This window comes from Micromonospora sp. RTP1Z1 (genome assembly GCF_033804685.1).
Taxonomy (GTDB): Bacteria; Actinomycetota; Actinomycetes; order Mycobacteriales; family Micromonosporaceae; genus Micromonospora.
Map to the genome: position 1 here is coordinate 12,398 of NZ_JAPFQV010000020.1, position 16,381 is coordinate 28,778.

15 protein-coding genes and 1 pseudogene are annotated in these 16,381 nt (G+C 71.6%); 1 reads left to right on the plus strand and 15 read right to left on the minus strand.

Annotated elements, in window-relative coordinates:
* Positions 1–14 precede the first annotated feature (14 nt).
* From atpD to prmC, 14 genes are all read right to left on the minus strand, one after another.
* Positions 15–1,451, minus strand: a complete 1,437-nt coding sequence (gene atpD, locus SLP03_RS12700) for a F0F1 ATP synthase subunit beta (RefSeq protein ID WP_319460774.1) — start codon at positions 1,449–1,451, stop codon at positions 15–17.
* Positions 1,451–2,380 (minus strand): F0F1 ATP synthase subunit gamma, encoded by a 930-nt coding sequence (locus SLP03_RS12705; RefSeq protein ID WP_319460775.1) that lies wholly within the window; start codon positions 2,378–2,380, stop codon positions 1,451–1,453. Before SLP03_RS12705 ends, atpD begins: the two co-directional genes overlap by 1 nt.
* Before the next feature lie 3 nt (positions 2,381–2,383).
* Positions 2,384–4,036, minus strand: a complete 1,653-nt coding sequence (gene atpA / locus SLP03_RS12710) for a F0F1 ATP synthase subunit alpha (RefSeq protein ID WP_319460776.1) — start codon at positions 4,034–4,036, stop codon at positions 2,384–2,386.
* 85 nt (positions 4,037–4,121) lie between these two features.
* A complete protein-coding gene (locus SLP03_RS12715; RefSeq protein WP_319460777.1) occupies positions 4,122–4,943 on the minus strand; it encodes a F0F1 ATP synthase subunit delta in 822 nt (273 codons plus the stop codon).
* A complete protein-coding gene (locus tag SLP03_RS12720; protein WP_319460778.1) occupies positions 4,943–5,482 on the minus strand; it encodes a F0F1 ATP synthase subunit B in 540 nt (179 codons plus the stop codon). Before SLP03_RS12720 ends, SLP03_RS12715 begins: the two co-directional genes overlap by 1 nt.
* Positions 5,483–5,509: 27 nt before the next feature.
* Positions 5,510–5,755 (minus strand): ATP synthase F0 subunit C, encoded by a 246-nt coding sequence (locus SLP03_RS12725; RefSeq protein ID WP_319460779.1) that lies wholly within the window; start codon positions 5,753–5,755, stop codon positions 5,510–5,512.
* Positions 5,756–5,823: 68 nt separating this feature from the next.
* Positions 5,824–6,621 (minus strand): F0F1 ATP synthase subunit A, encoded by a 798-nt coding sequence (gene atpB / locus SLP03_RS12730; RefSeq protein ID WP_319460780.1) that lies wholly within the window; start codon positions 6,619–6,621, stop codon positions 5,824–5,826.
* An 11-nt stretch (positions 6,622–6,632) separates the two neighbouring features.
* Entirely contained in the window at positions 6,633–6,869 is a 237-nt protein-coding gene (locus tag SLP03_RS12735) for an AtpZ/AtpI family protein (RefSeq protein WP_319460781.1), read from the minus strand.
* A gap of 184 nt (positions 6,870–7,053) precedes the next feature.
* A complete protein-coding gene (locus SLP03_RS12740) occupies positions 7,054–7,485 on the minus strand; it encodes a hypothetical protein (RefSeq protein ID WP_319460782.1) in 432 nt (143 codons plus the stop codon).
* Positions 7,478–8,767 (minus strand): serine hydroxymethyltransferase, encoded by a 1,290-nt coding sequence (glyA, locus tag SLP03_RS12745; protein WP_319460783.1) that lies wholly within the window; start codon positions 8,765–8,767, stop codon positions 7,478–7,480. Before glyA ends, SLP03_RS12740 begins: the two co-directional genes overlap by 8 nt.
* A gap of 314 nt (positions 8,768–9,081) precedes the next feature.
* Complete coding sequence (locus SLP03_RS12750) at positions 9,082–11,196, minus strand: transglycosylase domain-containing protein (RefSeq protein WP_319460784.1); 2,115 nt, start codon at positions 11,194–11,196, stop codon at positions 9,082–9,084.
* Positions 11,197–11,345: 149 nt separating this feature from the next.
* Positions 11,346–11,957, minus strand: coding sequence for a phosphotyrosine protein phosphatase (locus SLP03_RS12755; protein WP_319460785.1), 612 nt, complete (start codon positions 11,955–11,957; stop codon positions 11,346–11,348).
* On the minus strand, positions 11,958–12,602 hold the full coding sequence (locus SLP03_RS12760) for an L-threonylcarbamoyladenylate synthase (protein WP_319460835.1): 645 nt from the start codon (positions 12,600–12,602) through the stop codon (positions 11,958–11,960).
* The gene (prmC, locus tag SLP03_RS12765; protein ID WP_413644513.1) at positions 12,602–13,489 is read right to left on the minus strand and encodes a peptide chain release factor N(5)-glutamine methyltransferase; all 888 of its coding nucleotides are present in this window, start codon (positions 13,487–13,489) and stop codon (positions 12,602–12,604) included. Before prmC ends, SLP03_RS12760 begins: the two co-directional genes overlap by 1 nt.
* A gap of 134 nt (positions 13,490–13,623) precedes the next feature.
* Here prmC and SLP03_RS12770 point away from each other — a divergent pair.
* A pseudogene (locus SLP03_RS12770) lies at positions 13,624–15,217 on the plus strand (diguanylate cyclase).
* Here SLP03_RS12770 and prfA read toward each other — a convergent pair.
* On the minus strand, positions 15,204–16,292 hold the full coding sequence (gene prfA, locus SLP03_RS12775) for a peptide chain release factor 1 (RefSeq protein ID WP_319460787.1): 1,089 nt from the start codon (positions 16,290–16,292) through the stop codon (positions 15,204–15,206). The pseudogene SLP03_RS12770 and the gene prfA overlap by 14 nt on opposite strands.
* Positions 16,293–16,381 lie beyond the last annotated feature (89 nt).

The window sequence follows — 16,381 nt, forward strand, 5'->3', positions numbered from 1 at the left end:
GGTGTGACCGAGGTCTAACCCGCCATCAGCTCCTTGGCCTTGGCCTCGAGGTCCTCGAGACCGCCGCACATGAAGAACGCCTGCTCGGGGAAGTGGTCGTACTCGCCCTCGCTGATCTTCTTGAACGCCTGGATGGTCTCGGCGATCGGAACCGTCGAGCCCGGCACGCCGGTGAACTGCTCGGCGGCGTAGGTGTTCTGCGACAGGAAGCGCTCGATCCGCCGGGCCCGGGCCACGGTGATCTTGTCCTCCTCGGAAAGCTCTTCGATACCGAGGATGGCGATGATGTCCTGCAGGTCCTTGTAGCGCTGCAGGATCCGCTTGACCTCGGTGGCCACCTCGAAGTGCTCGGCGCCGACGAACTCCGGGGCGAGAATCCGGGACGAGGACGCCAGCGGGTCCACCGCCGGGTAGATGCCCTTGTCGGAGATCGACCGCTCCAGGTTGGTGGTGGCGTCGAGGTGGGCGAACGTGGTGGCCGGCGCCGGGTCGGTGTAGTCGTCCGCCGGTACGTAGATCGCCTGCATCGAGGTGATGGCCTGACCCCGGACGGAGGTGATCCGCTCCTGGAGCTCGCCCATCTCGTCGGCCAGGGTCGGCTGGTAACCCACCGCGCTCGGCATGCGGCCGAGCAGGGTGGAGACCTCGGAACCGGCCTGGGTGAAGCGGAAGATGTTGTCGATGAAGAGCAGCACCTCCTGCTTCTTGACGTCCCGGAAGTACTCCGCCATGGTCAGCGCGGAGAGGGCGACCCGCAGCCGGGTACCCGGGGGCTCGTCCATCTGGCCGAAGACCAGCGCGGTCTTGTCGATGACGCCGGACTCGGTCATCTCGGCGATGAGGTCGTTGCCCTCACGGGTCCGCTCACCCACGCCGGCGAAGACCGACGTGCCACCGAAGTTGTTCGCGACCCGGGTGATCATCTCCTGGATGAGCACCGTCTTGCCCACGCCGGCGCCACCGAACAGGCCGATCTTGCCGCCCTTGACGTACGGGGCGAGCAGATCGATGACCTTGATGCCGGTCTCCAGCATCTCCGTCTTCGGCTCCAGGTCCGCGAAGGCCGGGGCCTTGCGGTGGATGCCCCACCGGTCGTCGGCCTGGAGCACCTCGCCCTCGGTCAGGTTGAGGCACTCGCCGATGGCGTTGAACACGTGACCCTTGACCGCGTCACCCACCGGCACGCTGATCGGCGAGCCGGTGTCGCTGACCTCGGTGCCGCGGACCAGGCCGTCGGTCGGCTGCATCGAGATGGCGCGGACCAGGTTGTCTCCCAGGTGCTGGGCGACCTCCAGGGTCAGCACCTTCTCGCCGCCGGCCAGCTTCACGTCCACCTTCAGGGCGTTGAACAGGGCCGGCATGGCGTCGCGCGGGAACTCGGCGTCGACGACCGGGCCGATGACCCGGACCACGCGACCCGTGGCCGTCTTGGTCTCCACTGGTGCAGTCATCACACTTCACTTCCCGACGCGGCCAGCGCGTTCGCGCCGCCGACGATCTCGCTGATCTCCTGGGTGATCCCGGCCTGGCGGGCCGTGTTCATCTCACGCGTGTACTTCTCGATCATGTCCTCGGCGTTGTCGGTGGCGGCCTTCATCGCCCGCCGCCGGGCCGCCGACTCGCTGGCCGCCGACTCGATCAACGCCGCGTAGATCCGCGTGTTGATGTACTTCGGCAGCAGCGCGTCGAGCAGCGCCTCCGCCTCCGGCTCGAACTCGTACGCCGGCAGCAGCCCCTCGGACCGCGGACGGTCCTCGACCTGCATCGGGCCGATGATCTTCGCGACCGGCGTCTGGGTCATCAGGGAGTGGAACTCGGTGTAGACGATGTGCAGCTCGTCGATGCCGAGCACCCCGTCCGCCCCGGCGCGGCCATCCGCGTCGTCCGCGCCGGCCGAGAACGCCTTGATCAGCGTCTCGCCCACCTCGCGGGCGTCGGCGAAGGACGGCTGCTCCGAGAAGCCCGTCCAGCTCGCCGCGATCTCCCGGTTGCGGAACCGGTAGAACGTGACGCCCTTGCGGCCGATGACGTAGAGCGCGGGCTCCTTGCCGTCGGCCTTGAGCCGGGCGACCAGCGACTCCGCGGTCTTGATCGCGTTGGAGCTGTAGCCGCCGGCCAGGCCCCGGTCGCTGGTGACGACCAGGACGCCCGCCCGCCGCACCCGCTCGCGCGGGGTGAGCAGCGGATGGTCGATCCGCGCGTTGGACGCCAGCGCCGTGAGCACGCCGGTGATGGCCTGGGCGTACGGCAGGGACGCCTGGACCCGGGCCTGGGACTTGGCGATCCGGCTAGTCGCCACGAGCTCCATCGCCTTGGTGATCTTCTTCATCCCCTTCGCCGAGCGGATGCGCTGACGAAGAACGCGAACCTGGGCCGCCATGGGTCAGCTCTCTACCGGGCGGTCGGTCGAGCCGTCCCGGAAGCGGGTCACCGTCTCGCGGTTCTCCTCGCCCTCCAGCGGCTTGGCCGGCGCCTCGTTGACCCGACGCTCGTCCTCCTTGCCCAGGAAGATCTGCTTGAACTCGGTGATGGCCGAGTCCAGCGAGCCGATGATGTCGTCGCCCCACGTGTTGTCGGCGATCGCCGCCAGGACGCCCTCGTGCTTGTGGCGCAGGTACTGGAGGAACTCCGACTCGAAGCGCCGGACCTCGCCCACCGGGATGTCGTCCAGCTTGCCCTCGGTGCCGGCCCAGACGGAGACGACCTGCTCCTGCACGGGGTACGGCGAGTAGTTCGGCTGCTTGAGCAGCTCGACCAGGCGGGAGCCGCGCTCCAACTGGGCGCGGGAGGCCTTGTCCAGGTCGGAGGCGAAGGCGGCGAACGCCTCCAGCTCGCGGAACTGGGCCAGGTTGAGGCGGAGCGAACCGGCGACCTTCTTCATCGGCTTCACCTGCGCGGCGCCACCGACCCGGGAGACCGAGGTGCCGACGTTGATGGCCGGCCTGACGCCCTGGTTGAACAGGTCGGTCTCGAGGAAGATCTGGCCGTCGGTGATGGAGATGACGTTCGTCGGGATGAAGGCCGAGATGTCGTTGGCCTTCGTCTCGATGATCGGCAGGCCGGTCATCGAGCCGCCGCCCAGCTCGTCGGAGAGCTTCGCGCAGCGCTCCAGCAGGCGGGAGTGCAGGTAGAAGACGTCACCCGGGTACGCCTCGCGGCCCGGCGGGCGACGCAGCAGCAGTGACACGGCGCGGTACGCCTCGGCCTGCTTGCTCAGGTCGTCGAAGACGATCAGGACGTGCTTGCCGCCGTACATCCAGTGCTGCCCGATGGACGAGCCGGTGTACGGGGCGAGGTACTTGAAGCCGGCCGGGTCGGAAGCCGGGGAGGCGACGATGGTGGTGTACTCCATCGCGCCCGCCTCCTCCAGGATGCCCTTGATCGAGGCGATCGTGGAGGCCTTCTGGCCGATGGCGACGTAGATGCAGCGGACCTGCTTCTTCGGGTCGCCGGAGCGCCAGTTGTCCCGCTGGTTGAGGATGGTGTCCAGGGCGACCGTGGTCTTACCGGTCTTGCGGTCACCGATGATCAGCTGCCGCTGGCCCCGACCGACCGGGGTCATGGCGTCGACCGCCTTGATACCGGTCTGCAGCGGCTCGGAGACAGACTGCCGGGACATCACGTTCGGGGCCTGGAGCTCGAGCTCGCGGAAGCCCTCGTTCGAGATGTCGCCGAGGGCGTCGATCGGCTGGCCGAGGGCGTTGACCACGCGGCCGAGGAAGGCGTCGCCGACCGGAACGGAGAGCACCCGGCCGGTGCGCTTGACGCGCTGCCCCTCCTCGAGCTTCGCGGAGTCACCGAGAACGACGACACCGATCTCCCGGACGTCGAGGTTCAGCGCCACGCCGAGCGTGCCGTCCTCGAACTCCAGGAGCTCGTTGGTCATGGTCGAGGGCAGGCCCTCGACGTGGGCGATTCCGTCGCCGGTGTCGGAGACGGTCCCGACCTCCTCGCGAGAGACGTCGGACGAGTAGGAAGAGACGTAGCGCTCCAGGGCGCCGCGGATCTCCTCCGTCGAGATGGTCAGCTCGGCCATCCTCTGCTTCCTTAAGTATCAGGGGCCCGGGATACCTAGTACCGACCGGTCCGATGGCGTCGAATCAGGGCTGCGGAGACGCTGGTCAGCGCTTCGCGAGCGCGTTGCGGGTCTCGTTGAGGCTGCGCAGGACGGTGCCGTCGTACAGGTCGGAACCGACCCGCACGCTCACCCCACCGAGCACCTGGGGGTCGACCGTCTGCTTGACGGAAACCTCTCGACCGTACATCCCGGAGAGGCGGGCACCGAGGCGTCGCTCCTCCTCGTCACTCAACGGAGCCGCCACGGTCACGTACGCGACCTGACGGTCCCGCCGGTCGGCGGCCAGCTCGACCAGCCGGGTGAGCGCTCCGGTGAAGGAGCGTCCCCCGAAGCCGCCGAGCGCCGCCTCGACGAGACGGACGGTGACCGGGCGGGCCTGGCCGGCAAGCAGGTCGCGGGCCAGGGTGGCCCGCCGCTCGACCGGGGCGATCGGGTCGGAGAGCGCGTTGGAGAGCGTCGACTGACCGGAGACGACCTGACCGAAGCGGAACAGCTCGTCCTCGACCTCGCCGAGGTCACCGGCCTTGTCGGCGCTGGCCAGCAGCGCCTCGACGCCGAGCCGCTCAGTGCCGTCGAGCAGTTCCGACGGCGCCGACCAACGGCCGGAGGCCAGCGTGGTCAGCAGGTCGAGCGCGTCGGCGCCGACCTTGCCGCCCACGACGCCCGCCAGCAGCCCGGCACGGTCCTCGCCGGAGCGGCCCGGGTCCGACAGCGCCCGGCGCAGCCGCGGCTCACGCCGCAGCAGGGTGGCGACGGAGAGGATGTCGTCGGCGGTGGAGGCCACCGCCGACGGCTCCGCGCCGCGGACGTACGCGTCGAGGCGCTCGGCCGCGACCCTGTACGACTCCCGGCTGGCGGCCTGCATCAGCGGGCCCCCGCGCTCTCGAGACCGCTCAGGAACCGGTCCACGGTGCCCTTGCGCCGCGCCTCGTCGGCGAGCGACTCGCCGACGATCTTGCTGGCCAGGTCCACCGCGATGGTGCCGACCTCGGTGCGCAGCTCGCGCACGATGGTGGCCCGCTCGGCGGCGAGCTGCTCCTTGCCGGCCGCGATGATCCGGTCGGACTCCTCTCGGGCCTTGGCGAGGACGTCCTGACGGATGCCCTCGGCGTCGGCCCGGGCGTCGTCGCGGATCTTGGCGGCGTCGGTACGTGCCTCGGCGAGCTGCGCCCGGTACTGCTCGAGCAGCTGGTTGGCCTCGGCCTGGGCGGCCTCGGCACGCTTGATGCCGCCCTCGATCGCGTCGACCCGGGCCTGGAACGTCTGCTCCATGCGCGGGAAGACGAACTTCATCAGCACGTAGCAGAGCAGGATGAAGGCGATCCCACCGACCACGATCTCCTGCCAGGCAGGGATGATCGGGTTGTGGGTCGCTCCACCACCCTCAGCGGCGAGGAAGAACATGTAAAACCTCCCGGTCTAAGGGCGGGATTAGGCGGAAAGCGTGCCCTGCCAGATGAAGCCGAAGGCGATGCCCAGCAGCGCGAGCGCCTCGATGACGGCGAAGCCGATCCAGACGTACGGCAGGGTCATCCGGGACGACTCCGGCTGACGGGCGGTCGACTGGATGTAGGCGGCGAAGACCAGGCCGACACCGATGCCCGGGCCGATGGCCGCGAGACCGTAGCCGATGGCGGCGGTGCTGCCAACTACACCTTGCGCGGCGAGAACGTCCATTGGTTGGTTCCTCCTGGTTATCACGCGTGACGGTCACGCGGGGACGACAACGGTTGGTGCGAAGTGGATCAGTGTTCCTCGGCGAGCGCGCCCTGCACGTAACTCGCGGTCAGCACGGTGAAGACGTACGCCTGCAGGACGATCACCAGGAATTCGAGGAAGGTGAGCGCGATGGTCATCACCCAGGAGAGCACCGAGACCGGCGCCAGCCAGGCGTTGGCGCTGAGCATCGCGAAGCCGCCGAGCGTGAAGACCAGCAGGAGCATGTGGCCGGCGAACATGTTCGCGAAGAGACGGACGGCCAGCGAGAACGGCCGGACGAGGAAGGTCGAGAAGAACTCGATCGGGATCAGCAGCGGCAGGATGTACCAGGGCGCCGGCGGGATCAGAGAGTTCTTGAAGTACTTCACGAAGCCGTGGTGCCGGATGCCGATGTAGTTGAAGAGCACGTAGCTGATCACGGCGAGGAAGGCCGGGAAGGCGATGTGCGAGTTCGGCGAGATCTGGAAGAACGGGATGATCGCGAACGCGTTCGTCAGCAGGACGAAGCAGAAGAGCGTGGTGAAGTACGGCGCGAACCGCACCCCCGCGTGCCCGATCATCTCGACCGCGATGTTGTTCCGCACGAAGCCGTAGATCGACTCGGCGAACCACTGCTTCTTCGTCGGCACCAGCTGCGGGTTCCGGTAGCTGGCCAGGAAGAAGATGATCAGAACGCCGACGGCGATCCAGACCATGGCCGTGATCTTGGTGAACCAGAACGAGTCGTGCGCACCCCAGGGCAGGATGCTGGGCAGGTAGAAGTCCTCCACACTGGGTGGGAATTCCGCCTGGCCCGCTGCCAGGACGTTCGCCTGTCCGAACACCGCGTCCCTTCCTAAGTAGGCGTGCCGAGTCGGCGGACGACCAGGATGATCCCCCCGGCCATGCCGAGCACGACGCCGATCCCGGTGGCGATGCCTCCGGAACCGAGCCACTGGTCGACCAGCCAGCCGATGAAACCCCACACGAGCATGCCTCCGATGAGGTAGCTGAGCGCGGTCCAACCCTGACCGGCACCGGACGGAATGTCGTCCGTGCCGCCAGTGTTGGGGGGTTTCTGGTCACCGGCCATGACGGGGCGAACGATATCAGCCGGGGGGACGAGGTTGTGCCTCACCCCCCGCACAACATGGTTGTGTGGGACACGGGCGGGCGAAGTCGTCTGGAGGCACGCTACTCCCCTCCCGCCACTGAGAGAATGACCGACCGCGGACAAACCGGCGCGCCTTCCGAAAGTTGGGACGGCGGTGGTCGGATCAGTGCCGGACCCGCCGGGCGTGCACAGTGGTCAGCCACCAGATGTGCACGGCGGTCCAGACCGCCACCCCGGCGGCGATGCCCAGGCACAGCGGGATCAGCCCCGACCAACCGGTCGACGCCACCCCGACCATCACCGCCCCGAGCAGGGTGAACTTGGCCGCGTACAGGCCCAGTCCGAACGGCAGCACCAGCTGCGGGTCGCGGGCGTCGGCCCAGGCCAGCACGACCGTGGTGAGGGTGTAGCTGACCGCGGTCACGGCCACCCCGGCCGCCGCGCCCAGCGCCGCGTCCGCCCCGCCGGTCACCCCGCCGACCACCGCGGCCAGCGCGCCCAGCACCGCCGAGGCGATCACCAGCACCGGCAGGTGGCGCAGCCGCCAGCCCCGGTCGGCGGTCGCCTCCGGCGCGCGCGCGCCGGGCTCAGCCACGGGGGTACGCCGGGAAGGCGGCGACCAGCTCGGCCACGTCGGCGGCGATCCGGGTCAGCTCGTCGGCGGCCCCGGGGCCGGCCGGATCGGTCCGGACCGCGCGGGCGATCAGCGCGGCCACCTGCCGCATCTCCCCCTCGCGCATGCCCTGCGTGGTGACGCTCGGGGAGCCCACCCGGATGCCCGAGGCGACCATCGGCGGCTGCGGGTCGTACGGGATCGCGTTCTTGTTCAGCGTGACCGACGCGGCGTCGCAGCGGGCCTCCGCCTCGGCGCCGGTCACCCCGACCTCGCGCAGGTCGATCAGGGCCAGGTGGGTGTCGGTGCCGCCGGAGACCGCGCGCATGCCCTCGGCGGCCAGCCCGTCCGCGAGCGCCTGGGCGTTGCTCACCACCTGGGAGGCGTACGCCCGGAAATCGGGTTGCGCGGCCTCGCGCAACGCGACCGCCTTGGCCGCGACGGCGTGCATCAGCGGGCCACCCTGGGTGAACGGGAAGACCGCCTTGTCGATCCGGGGCGCCAGCGACTCCCGGCAGAGGATCATGCCGCCACGCGGGCCGCGCAGCACCTTGTGGGTGGTGAAGCAGACGACGTCGGCGTACGGCACCGGCGACGGGATGGCCCGCCCGGCGACCAGCCCGATGAAGTGCGCCGCGTCCACCATCAGGTACGCGTCGACCTCGTCGGCGATCTCCCGGAACCGGGCGAAGTCGATCAGCCGCGGATAGGCGGTGGCGCCACAGATGATCATCTTCGGCCGGTGCGCCAGGGCCAGGTCGCGCACCTCGTCGTAGTCGATCAGCTCGGTGTCCGGCCGGACGGTGTAGCCGACGGGGTGGAACCACTTGCCGGAGAAGTTCACCCGGCTGCCGTGGGTGAGATGCCCGCCGTGCGGCAGGTCCATCGCCAGCACGGTGTCCCCCGGCTGCACCAGCGCCGCGTACGCGGCCAGGTTGGCGCTGGCGCCCGAGTGCGGCTGGAGGTTGGCGTGCTCGGCGCCGAAGAGCTCCTTCGCCCGGGCGATGCCGATCTCCTCGGCCCGGTCCACCTCGGCGCAACCGCCGTAGTAGCGCCGGCCCGGGTAGCCCTCGGCGTACTTGTTGGTCAGCGTCGAACCGAGCGCGGCGAGCACCGCCGGGGACGTCAGGTTCTCGCTGGCGATCAGCTGCAGGCCGCCACGCAGCCGCTCCAGCTCGCCCAGCACCACCCCGGCGATCTCCGGATCGACGGCGCTGAGCTGCTGGAAGTCCGGTCCCCAGAAGGTGTCGCTCGCGTTCTCCACAGCGAAGGAGTCTATGGGGCCGCACACCGGGAGTCGTGCAATGCCTCGTCACCGGAGCCACGGGTCCTGCTGCACTCGCTCGGCCAGGCCGGCTTCGAGGCCGCGCTGGCACTGGCCAAGGTGCGCGACGCGGAGGTGGAGACCCGCTGGTCGACGGCGAGCGGGCGGACGCCCCGGCCGAGCCGCTGCCCAGCGACCCTGAGTGGTGGCACCGCCTACACCGACGTCCGGGAGCGGACCGTGGGCGGATTCGCACTTTCTGCCCCTTTTGCCGGGACACGAAGTGCAAGATCGGCGCGGGGTGGGGGTGGGGGTTAGTTGCCGGCGCGGGGGGCGGTTCGCTGGTAGGCGGTGGTTTGGCTCGGGGGGACGAAGTCGAGGACGGGCTGGTCGCGGAGGGCGTAGGCGAGCAGCTGACCCACGGCGGCGATCTGCCGGGTCTGCACCCCGCCGCCGACCGCGTCCCGGGGGTCGTCCGGGTTGGCGGCGATGGTGGCGACCGCGAGCTGCGGGGTGAAGGCCACCACCGTCTCCGTGGCGTTCCGGTCCGAGCTGCCGGTCTTGCCGCCCAGCGGCCGGCGCAGCCCCGGCTGAAGTTCCTCGGCGGTGCCGCCGTCGCAGCGCCGGTACATCGACTGGTCGCCGACCGGGCAGCGGGCCGCGTCCGCCGCCGCCCGGGCCACCTCGGTGTCGAGCACCTGCCGGCAGTCCGGGTCCCCGGCTGCCACCTTTCGGCCGGCGCCGTCGCTGATCGAGGTGACCGGCGTCGGCGCGCACCAGGTCCCCTCGGCCGCCACGGTGGCGTACGCGTTGGCGAGGTCGAGCGGGGTGGTGGCGACGACGCCGAGGGTGAACGGCCCCCACCCCTTCGCCCCGTAGCGGGCCAGCCCGGCGTCCTCCTTCGCGCGCAGCACGATGCCGAGCCGCTCCGCCATCTCCACCACCCGCTCCGCGCCCACCTTCTCGGTCAGCCAGACGAAGTAGGTGTTCACCGAGCGGCCGAAGGCGCTCCACATGGTGCGGTCGCCGTCCATCCACGCCGGGTTGGCGTTGCTCGGGCACCAGTAGCCGCCGCAGCTGGCTGAACCGCCGTCGACCGAGTAGTCGGTGACGATCCGGGCCGGCGCGTCGAAGGTGGTGGCCAGCGGCAGCCCCGACTCCAGAGCGGCCAGCAGGGCGAAGAGCTTGAACGTCGAGCCGGCCTGGTAGCCGACGATGCCCCCGCCGCCGGCCACGAGCTGGTTGACGGTGTTCGGATAGTTCGGCTGACCGGGCGGGTTGGCCGCCACGCTGAACCTCCGGTTCACCGCCATGGCCAGCACCCGGCCGGTGCCCGGCTGGACCACCGCGGTCGGCGCGGCCCGCTTGTTGTCGACGGGGTAGATCCGCAGCACCTGCTCGGTGGCCTTCCGCTGCACGTCCGCGTCGAGCGAGGAGACGATCCGGAAGCCGCCGCGGCGCAGCGTCCGCTGCCGCTCGTCGGCGGACCCGCCGAAGGCCGGCTGGGCCTTCCACCACTGGGTGAACCAGTCGCAGAAGTAGCCCCAGTCGTTGTGCGCCGCGGGCACGGCGGCGCAGTCGTTCGGCGTCGCGCTGGGCACCAGGTTGAGCTGCTCGCCCTTGGCCCCGGCGGCGTCGGCGGCGGCGACCTGGCCGGTCGCCACCATCCGGTCCAGCACGTACGCCCGGCGACGCAGTGCCGCGTCGGCGTCCCCGTTGATCGGGTCGTCGGCGTCGGGCGAGCGGACCAGCCCGGCGAGCAGCGCCGCCTGGGGCAGGGTGAGGTTCGCCGGGTCGGTGGAGAAGTACCGCTTGCTGGCCGCCGCGACGCCGTACGCGCCGGCGCCGAAGTAGGCGATGTTCAGGTACCGGGTGAGGATCTGGTCCTTGTTCAGCTCGCGCTCCAGGGTCAGCGCGTAGCGCATCTCCCGGATCTTGCGACCGGCGCTGATCTCGGTGGCCCGGGACCGCTGCTCCTCGGTCAACCGGGGGTCGCTGGCCAGCGCGTTGCGGACGTACTGCATGGTCAGCGTGGACGCGCCCTGCCGGGTCTTTCCGTCGCGCTGGTTGACGGTGAAGGCCCGGACCACGCCGCGGACGTCGACCCCGTGGTGCTGGTAGAAGCGGACGTCCTCGGCGGCCACGATGGCCTGTCGCATCACCGGGGCCACCTCGCTCACCGGCACGTCCATCCGGTCCTCCACGTAGAAGGAGGTGATCAGGGTGCGGCCGTCGTTGGCGTACAGGTTGGACCGCTGCGCCGGCTGCGGCGTGCGCAGCGACTCGGGCAGCTCCGAGTAGGGCATCAGTCCCTTGAAGCCGAGCCCGAACACCAGCGCGAGCGGCAGCGCGGCCGCCGCCAGGACCAGCCCGGCGAGTGCGCCGGCGAGCATGACGGTGAACAACTTGTCGAGATGGGCCCGGTTCATCAGCTCTCCCCGCAGGAGCCGGCCACGTTCGGACCCGTTCAGAATGACCGGAAACAGCGGTTATGCCGCCTTCTTCCCCAAAACACGCAGGAATTTCGCGGAGAAGGATGAAGGTGGACAGAAACCCCAACGGTCGGGGTCCGGACGGCTCAGGGCAGCAGCGCGCCGGCCAGCGGGTGGACCGTCTCCTCGATCTCGTCGGCGACCCGGCTGAAGCACTGGTCGCCGCGACCCCACGGGTCGTCGAGGTCGTCGGCGGGCAGCGGGGAGGCCCCCTGCCGAGCCGCGTCGGCGGCGGCCGCCAGGGCCACCCCGCGGGCGTAGACGGCGTCCGGGGTGGCCTCGACCGGGGGCAGCCCGGCGGCGTCCACGGCGGCCAGCAGCCGGCCGAACTCGCCGAGCACGAAGGTGCGCTCAGCCGCGTCCGGTCGCAGCGCCACCACGTACTCCAGCTGGTCGGCGGTGGCGGTGAGGACCAGGTCGGCGGCGTCGATGAGGTCCGACCGGAGCTTGCGGGCGGCGAACCCGTCCACGTCACCGCCGCGCGACACCACCTGCCGGGCAGCCGGCGGATTCATCCCCTCGCCCGCGTGCCAGCCCCCGGTGCCGGCGCTGTGGCTGTGCAGCACCTCGTCGGCGCGGGTCGGGTCGACCCCCAGCCGGCCCAGCCGCTCCCGCACGGCGAGCACCAGCAACCGCTCGGCCATCGGGGAACGGCAGATGTTGCCCATGCAGACGTGCAGGACGGTGAACGGCGGCACTCAGACCCCCCGCTCGTCGAGGATGTCCGGCACCACGTCGCGCAGCTTCTCCAACGGGACCGCGCCCTGACGCAGCACCCGGGGCACCTCGCCGGTGAGGTCGACTACGGTGCTCGGCACCGGGTCCGGGGCGGGCCCGGCCTCCAGGTAGGCGCGGACCGTGTAGCCCAGCTGTTCCCGCGCCTCCTCGGCGGTGACCGCGGCCGGCTGGCCGACCTTGTTCGCCGACGCCACCGCCATCGGGCCGGTCTCCCGCAGCACCTCCAGCGCCACCGGGTGCAGCGGCATCCGCACCGCCACCGTCCCGCTGGAGTCGCCCAGGTCCCAGGACAGGCTCGGCGAATGCTCCACCACGATGGTCAGCGCGCCCGGCCAGAACGCCTCGACCAGCTCCCGGGCCGAGCGGGGCAGCGAGAAGACCAGGCCGTCGAGGGTGTGCCGCGATCCGATCAGCACCGGCGGCGCCTGCCGCGAGCCGCCCTTGGCGTCCGCGAGCGCCTTCACCGCGTACGGGGTGAACGCGTCCGCGCCGATCCCGTAGACCGTGTCGGTCGGCAGGACGACCAGTTCACCGTTCTTGACCGCCTCGATGGCAGCGGCGATGCCGCGGTCCCGGTCGGCGGGCGACCGACAGTCGTAGAGCATCACGAGGAGCCAGTCTGCCACGCCGGGCCGCCAACGGCGTGCCGGCCGTCCGCCCGCCGGGACGCGGTGGCGAATCGGGGCCGGTCGACCAGGTCCCGGTGCTCCTCCACGCCGGCGAACCGGCCGTCCGCGGCGAGCAGCTCGGGCACCGCCGTGCCGTGCGTGTCGTCGTGCTCGACGCCGAGCACCCCGCCGGGGCGCAACAGCTCGGCCACCCGGCCGATCACCGGCCGGATCACCGCCAGCCCGTCCGCCCCGGCGAAGACCGCCTGGTCCGGGTCGTGCCCGGCCACCTCCGGCGGCACCGCCACCGACCGGGGCACGTACGGCGGATTGCAGAGCAGCACGTCTACCCGGCCGACCAGCTCGGCCAGCAGCTCCGGGTCGGTGACGTCGGCGTCCACCACCTCGATCGGGGTGTCCCCCGCGGCGGCCCGCTCAGCGGCGTTGCGCCGCAGCCACGCCAGCGCCGCCGGGGACCGCTCCACCGCCACCACCCGGGCGTCCGGCAGCTCCTGGGCGACGGAGAGGGCGATCGCGCCGGAGCCGCTGCAGAGGTCGACCACCAGCGGCGCGCTCTGCCCTCGCCCCTGCTCGACGCCCCAGCCGGCGAGCAGCTCGGTTTCCGGCCGGGGCACGAAGACCCCCGGACCGACCGCCAGCTCCAGGTGCCGGAAGCCGGCGACTCCGGTGAGGTGCTGCAACGGCTCCCGGGCGGCCCGCCGGCCGACCAGCGCGTTGAATCGGCCGAGGTCGTCGGGGGTGAACCCGTCGGCCAGCGCCAGCCCACCCCGGGGCACTCCCAGCACGTACGCGGCGAGCATCTCGGCCTCCGCCCGGGGCGCCTCGACCCCCGCCTCGGCCAGGGTGCGGGCCGCCCGGGCCATCGCCGGCGAGGGCCGCTCGCGTTCTGTCCCTTCGGACGGGTGTTGCGGGAAAGAGGTCACGACATAATCATGAAGCGTCGCGGGACACATCACGAGCGGGTGCGGCCGGACGCACACCGACAGGGAGGTCGCGGGTGGGCTGGCTCGACCGGGTCGACGACCAGGTTGACGCCCTCAGGCATGCCCGGGCGTTGCAGGAGGTGAGCCGCTCGGCGGAGGCCTGCGCCCTGCTCGACCGGGTCATCCGCACGACCAGCGACCCGAACCACCCGCGCCGACGCCCTGGTGCAGCGCCTCTCCGCCCTGATCAATCTCGGCCGGACGGCGGAGTTCACCCGGGCCATCGAGGAAGCGTCCAACGCCACCCGCGACCTGGCCGAGCCCTACCTGCGCGGGCACCTCAACGCGCTGGCCGCGCTGGCCGCGCACCACCAGGGGGCACTGGACCGCTGCGTCACCCACCTGGTCAAGGCCTCCCGCTGGCTGGGCACCGTCGACGACCCGGACCGGGACATCGCCTGGGGCTGGCACGACCTGGCGATGGCCTACTCCTACCTCAGCTTCCACGGTCATGCCCTCGGGGCGATCGAGCGGGCCCGCCAGGTCGGGCTGGCCGCCGGCATCCCGGAGGAGACGTTCGCCGCCCCCGGCATCCGGCTGCGCAACGCGGTCGCGCTGGACCACAACGGGGACAGCGACGGCTGCCTGCGGGTGCTCCGGGACGTCGCCGGGGACCTCAACCGGTTCCAGCGCGCCGGGCGCGCCGGCAACCTGCGGCCGAGCAGCCTGGCCGCGTACGGCTACGCGGCGGCCCGCCGGGCGGCCCTCGGCGACCGGGTGGAGTCCGGCACGGACGCCGACCCGGTCCGGCTGCTCGGGCACGGCGCCGACAGCGCCCGGGCACGGGACATGCGCCAGCTCGGCCAGATCTGTCTGGCCGTCGCCGACGGACGGCCAATCGAGGCGGTGACCCGGCTGGAGGCCGCTCAGGTCTCGGCCGAGACGCTCGGCGCCGCCGAACCGGCCCGGCTGCGCAGCATCGCCCTGGCCCGGGCCGGCGACCACGCCGCCGCGCACCGGGCCGACCGGCACGCGTTCCGGCTGGCGGCGCAACGCAACGACCGGCTGCGCGACGTCTACATCGACGGGATCGCCGCCCGGATCGACCACGAGGAGATGCGCCGGGAGGCGGCCCGGTACGAGGGCGAGGCGCTCACCGACCCGCTGACCGGGCTGCCCAACCGGCGTCGCCTGGAGCGGTACATCGGGGCGGTGGTGGCCAGGGGTGAGCGGGTGGTGATCGGCATCTGCGACCTGGACGGCTTCAAGGCGGTCAACACCCGGCACGGCCACCATTCGGGTGACCTGGTCCTCCAGCGGATCGCCGGAGTGATCAACCGGGTGATGCGGCGGGGTGACTTCGTCGCCCGCTACGGCGGTGACGAGTTCGTGGTGGTGCTGGCCGGGGCCGGGATGTCGGAGGCGGCCGAGGTGGCCCGCCGGATCGACGCGGCGGTCCGCACCGAGGACTGGGAGTCCCTGGTGCCCGGCACGCCGGTCGGGGTGAGCATCGGCTTCGCGGAGGTGAGCGGCTCCGGCGCGAGCCTGCGGGAGTCCCTCGGCAGCGCCTTCGAGCTGGCCGACCGGGAGATGCTCCGGGCCAAGTCCCGCCTCCGCGCTTCCTCACCCGCCCCGGTCCGGGGCGGGCCGGAGGTCAGCGGCGGGTGAGTTCGGTTTCCCCGGCGAGGCGGGCGGTGCGGTCGGCCCCCGCCAGGGCGTCGAGCACGCCGTCCAGCTCGCCGGCGAGAGCCAGGTCGAGGTTGTACGCGGTGTAGCCGATCCGGTGATCGGTGATCCGGTTCTGCGGGTAGTTGTAGGTGCGGATCCGCTCCGAGCGGTCCACCGTCCTGACCTGCGCCTTGCGGGCGTCCGAGGCGGCCACGTTGGCCTGCTCCTGAGCCGCCGCGAGCAGCCGGGCGCGCAGGATCCGCATCGCCTGTTCCCGGTTCTGCAGCTGGGACTTCTCGTTCTGGCAGGAGACCACGATCCCGGTGGGCACGTGCGTGATCCGGACCGCAGAGTCGGTGGTGTTGACCGACTGGCCGCCCGGCCCCGACGAGCGGAACACGTCGATCCGCAGGTCGTTCGGGTCGACGGTGACGTCGACGTCCTCGGCCTCCGGCAGCACCAGCACGCCGGCCGCGCTGGTGTGGATCCGGCCCTGCGACTCGGTGACCGGGACCCGCTGCACCCGGTGCACGCCGCCCTCCCACTTGAGCCGGGACCAGACGCCGTTGCCGCCCTCGGGCACGCCCTTGGTCTTGATCGCCAGCGAGACGTCCTTGACGCCGCCGAGGTCGGAGTCCTGCGCGTCGATCACCTCGGTGAGCCAGCCGTGCCGCTCCGCGTAGCGGGTGTACATCCGCAGCAGGTCGCCGGCGAACAGGGCCGACTCCTCGCCGCCCTCGCCGGCCTTGATCTCGACGATCACATCCTTGGCGTCGTGCGGGTCGCGCGGGATCAGCAGCTCCGCCAGCCGCTCCTCCAGCGCCGGCAGGGTCACCGCGATCGACTCGGCCTCGACGGCGAACGCCGGGTCCTCGGCGGCCAGCTCGCGGGCGGCGACCAGGTCGGCCCGGGCCTGCTCCAGCTCGTCGGCCGCCTTGTACAGGGGCACCAGCTCGGCGTAGCGGCGACCCACCCGCCGGGCGGTGCCCTGGTCGGCGTGGATGGCCGGGTCGGCGAGCCGCTTCTCCAGCTCGGCGTACTCGTCGAGGAGGGCGGCCAGGCGCTCACTGCTCATGCTGCGGGTGCTCCTTCGACGACACGGGCGGGACGGGCGGAAACCAGCGAAGACGGACGAACGCCCGCGCCCGGCACGGAGCCGGACAC

Coding starts and splice junctions, on each gene's coding strand:
- atpD (WP_319460774.1), bottom strand. CDS start 1,451: ATGACTGCACCAGTGGAGACCAAGACGGCCACGGGTCGCGTGGTCCGG.
- SLP03_RS12705 (WP_319460775.1), bottom strand. CDS start 2,380: ATGGCGGCCCAGGTTCGCGTTCTTCGTCAGCGCATCCGCTCGGCGAAG.
- atpA (WP_319460776.1), bottom strand. CDS start 4,036: ATGGCCGAGCTGACCATCTCGACGGAGGAGATCCGCGGCGCCCTGGAG.
- SLP03_RS12715 (WP_319460777.1), bottom strand. CDS start 4,943: ATGCAGGCCGCCAGCCGGGAGTCGTACAGGGTCGCGGCCGAGCGCCTC.
- SLP03_RS12720 (WP_319460778.1), bottom strand. CDS start 5,482: ATGTTCTTCCTCGCCGCTGAGGGTGGTGGAGCGACCCACAACCCGATC.
- SLP03_RS12725 (WP_319460779.1), bottom strand. CDS start 5,755: ATGGACGTTCTCGCCGCGCAAGGTGTAGTTGGCAGCACCGCCGCCATC.
- SLP03_RS12735 (WP_319460781.1), bottom strand. CDS start 6,869: ATGGCCGGTGACCAGAAACCCCCCAACACTGGCGGCACGGACGACATT.
- SLP03_RS12750 (WP_319460784.1), bottom strand. CDS start 11,196: ATGAACCGGGCCCATCTCGACAAGTTGTTCACCGTCATGCTCGCCGGC.
- SLP03_RS12760 (WP_319460835.1), bottom strand. CDS start 12,602: ATGCTCTACGACTGTCGGTCGCCCGCCGACCGGGACCGCGGCATCGCC.
- prmC (WP_413644513.1), bottom strand. CDS start 13,489: ATGGCCCGGGCGGCCCGCACCCTGGCCGAGGCGGGGGTCGAGGCGCCC.
- prfA (WP_319460787.1), bottom strand. CDS start 16,292: ATGAGCAGTGAGCGCCTGGCCGCCCTCCTCGACGAGTACGCCGAGCTG.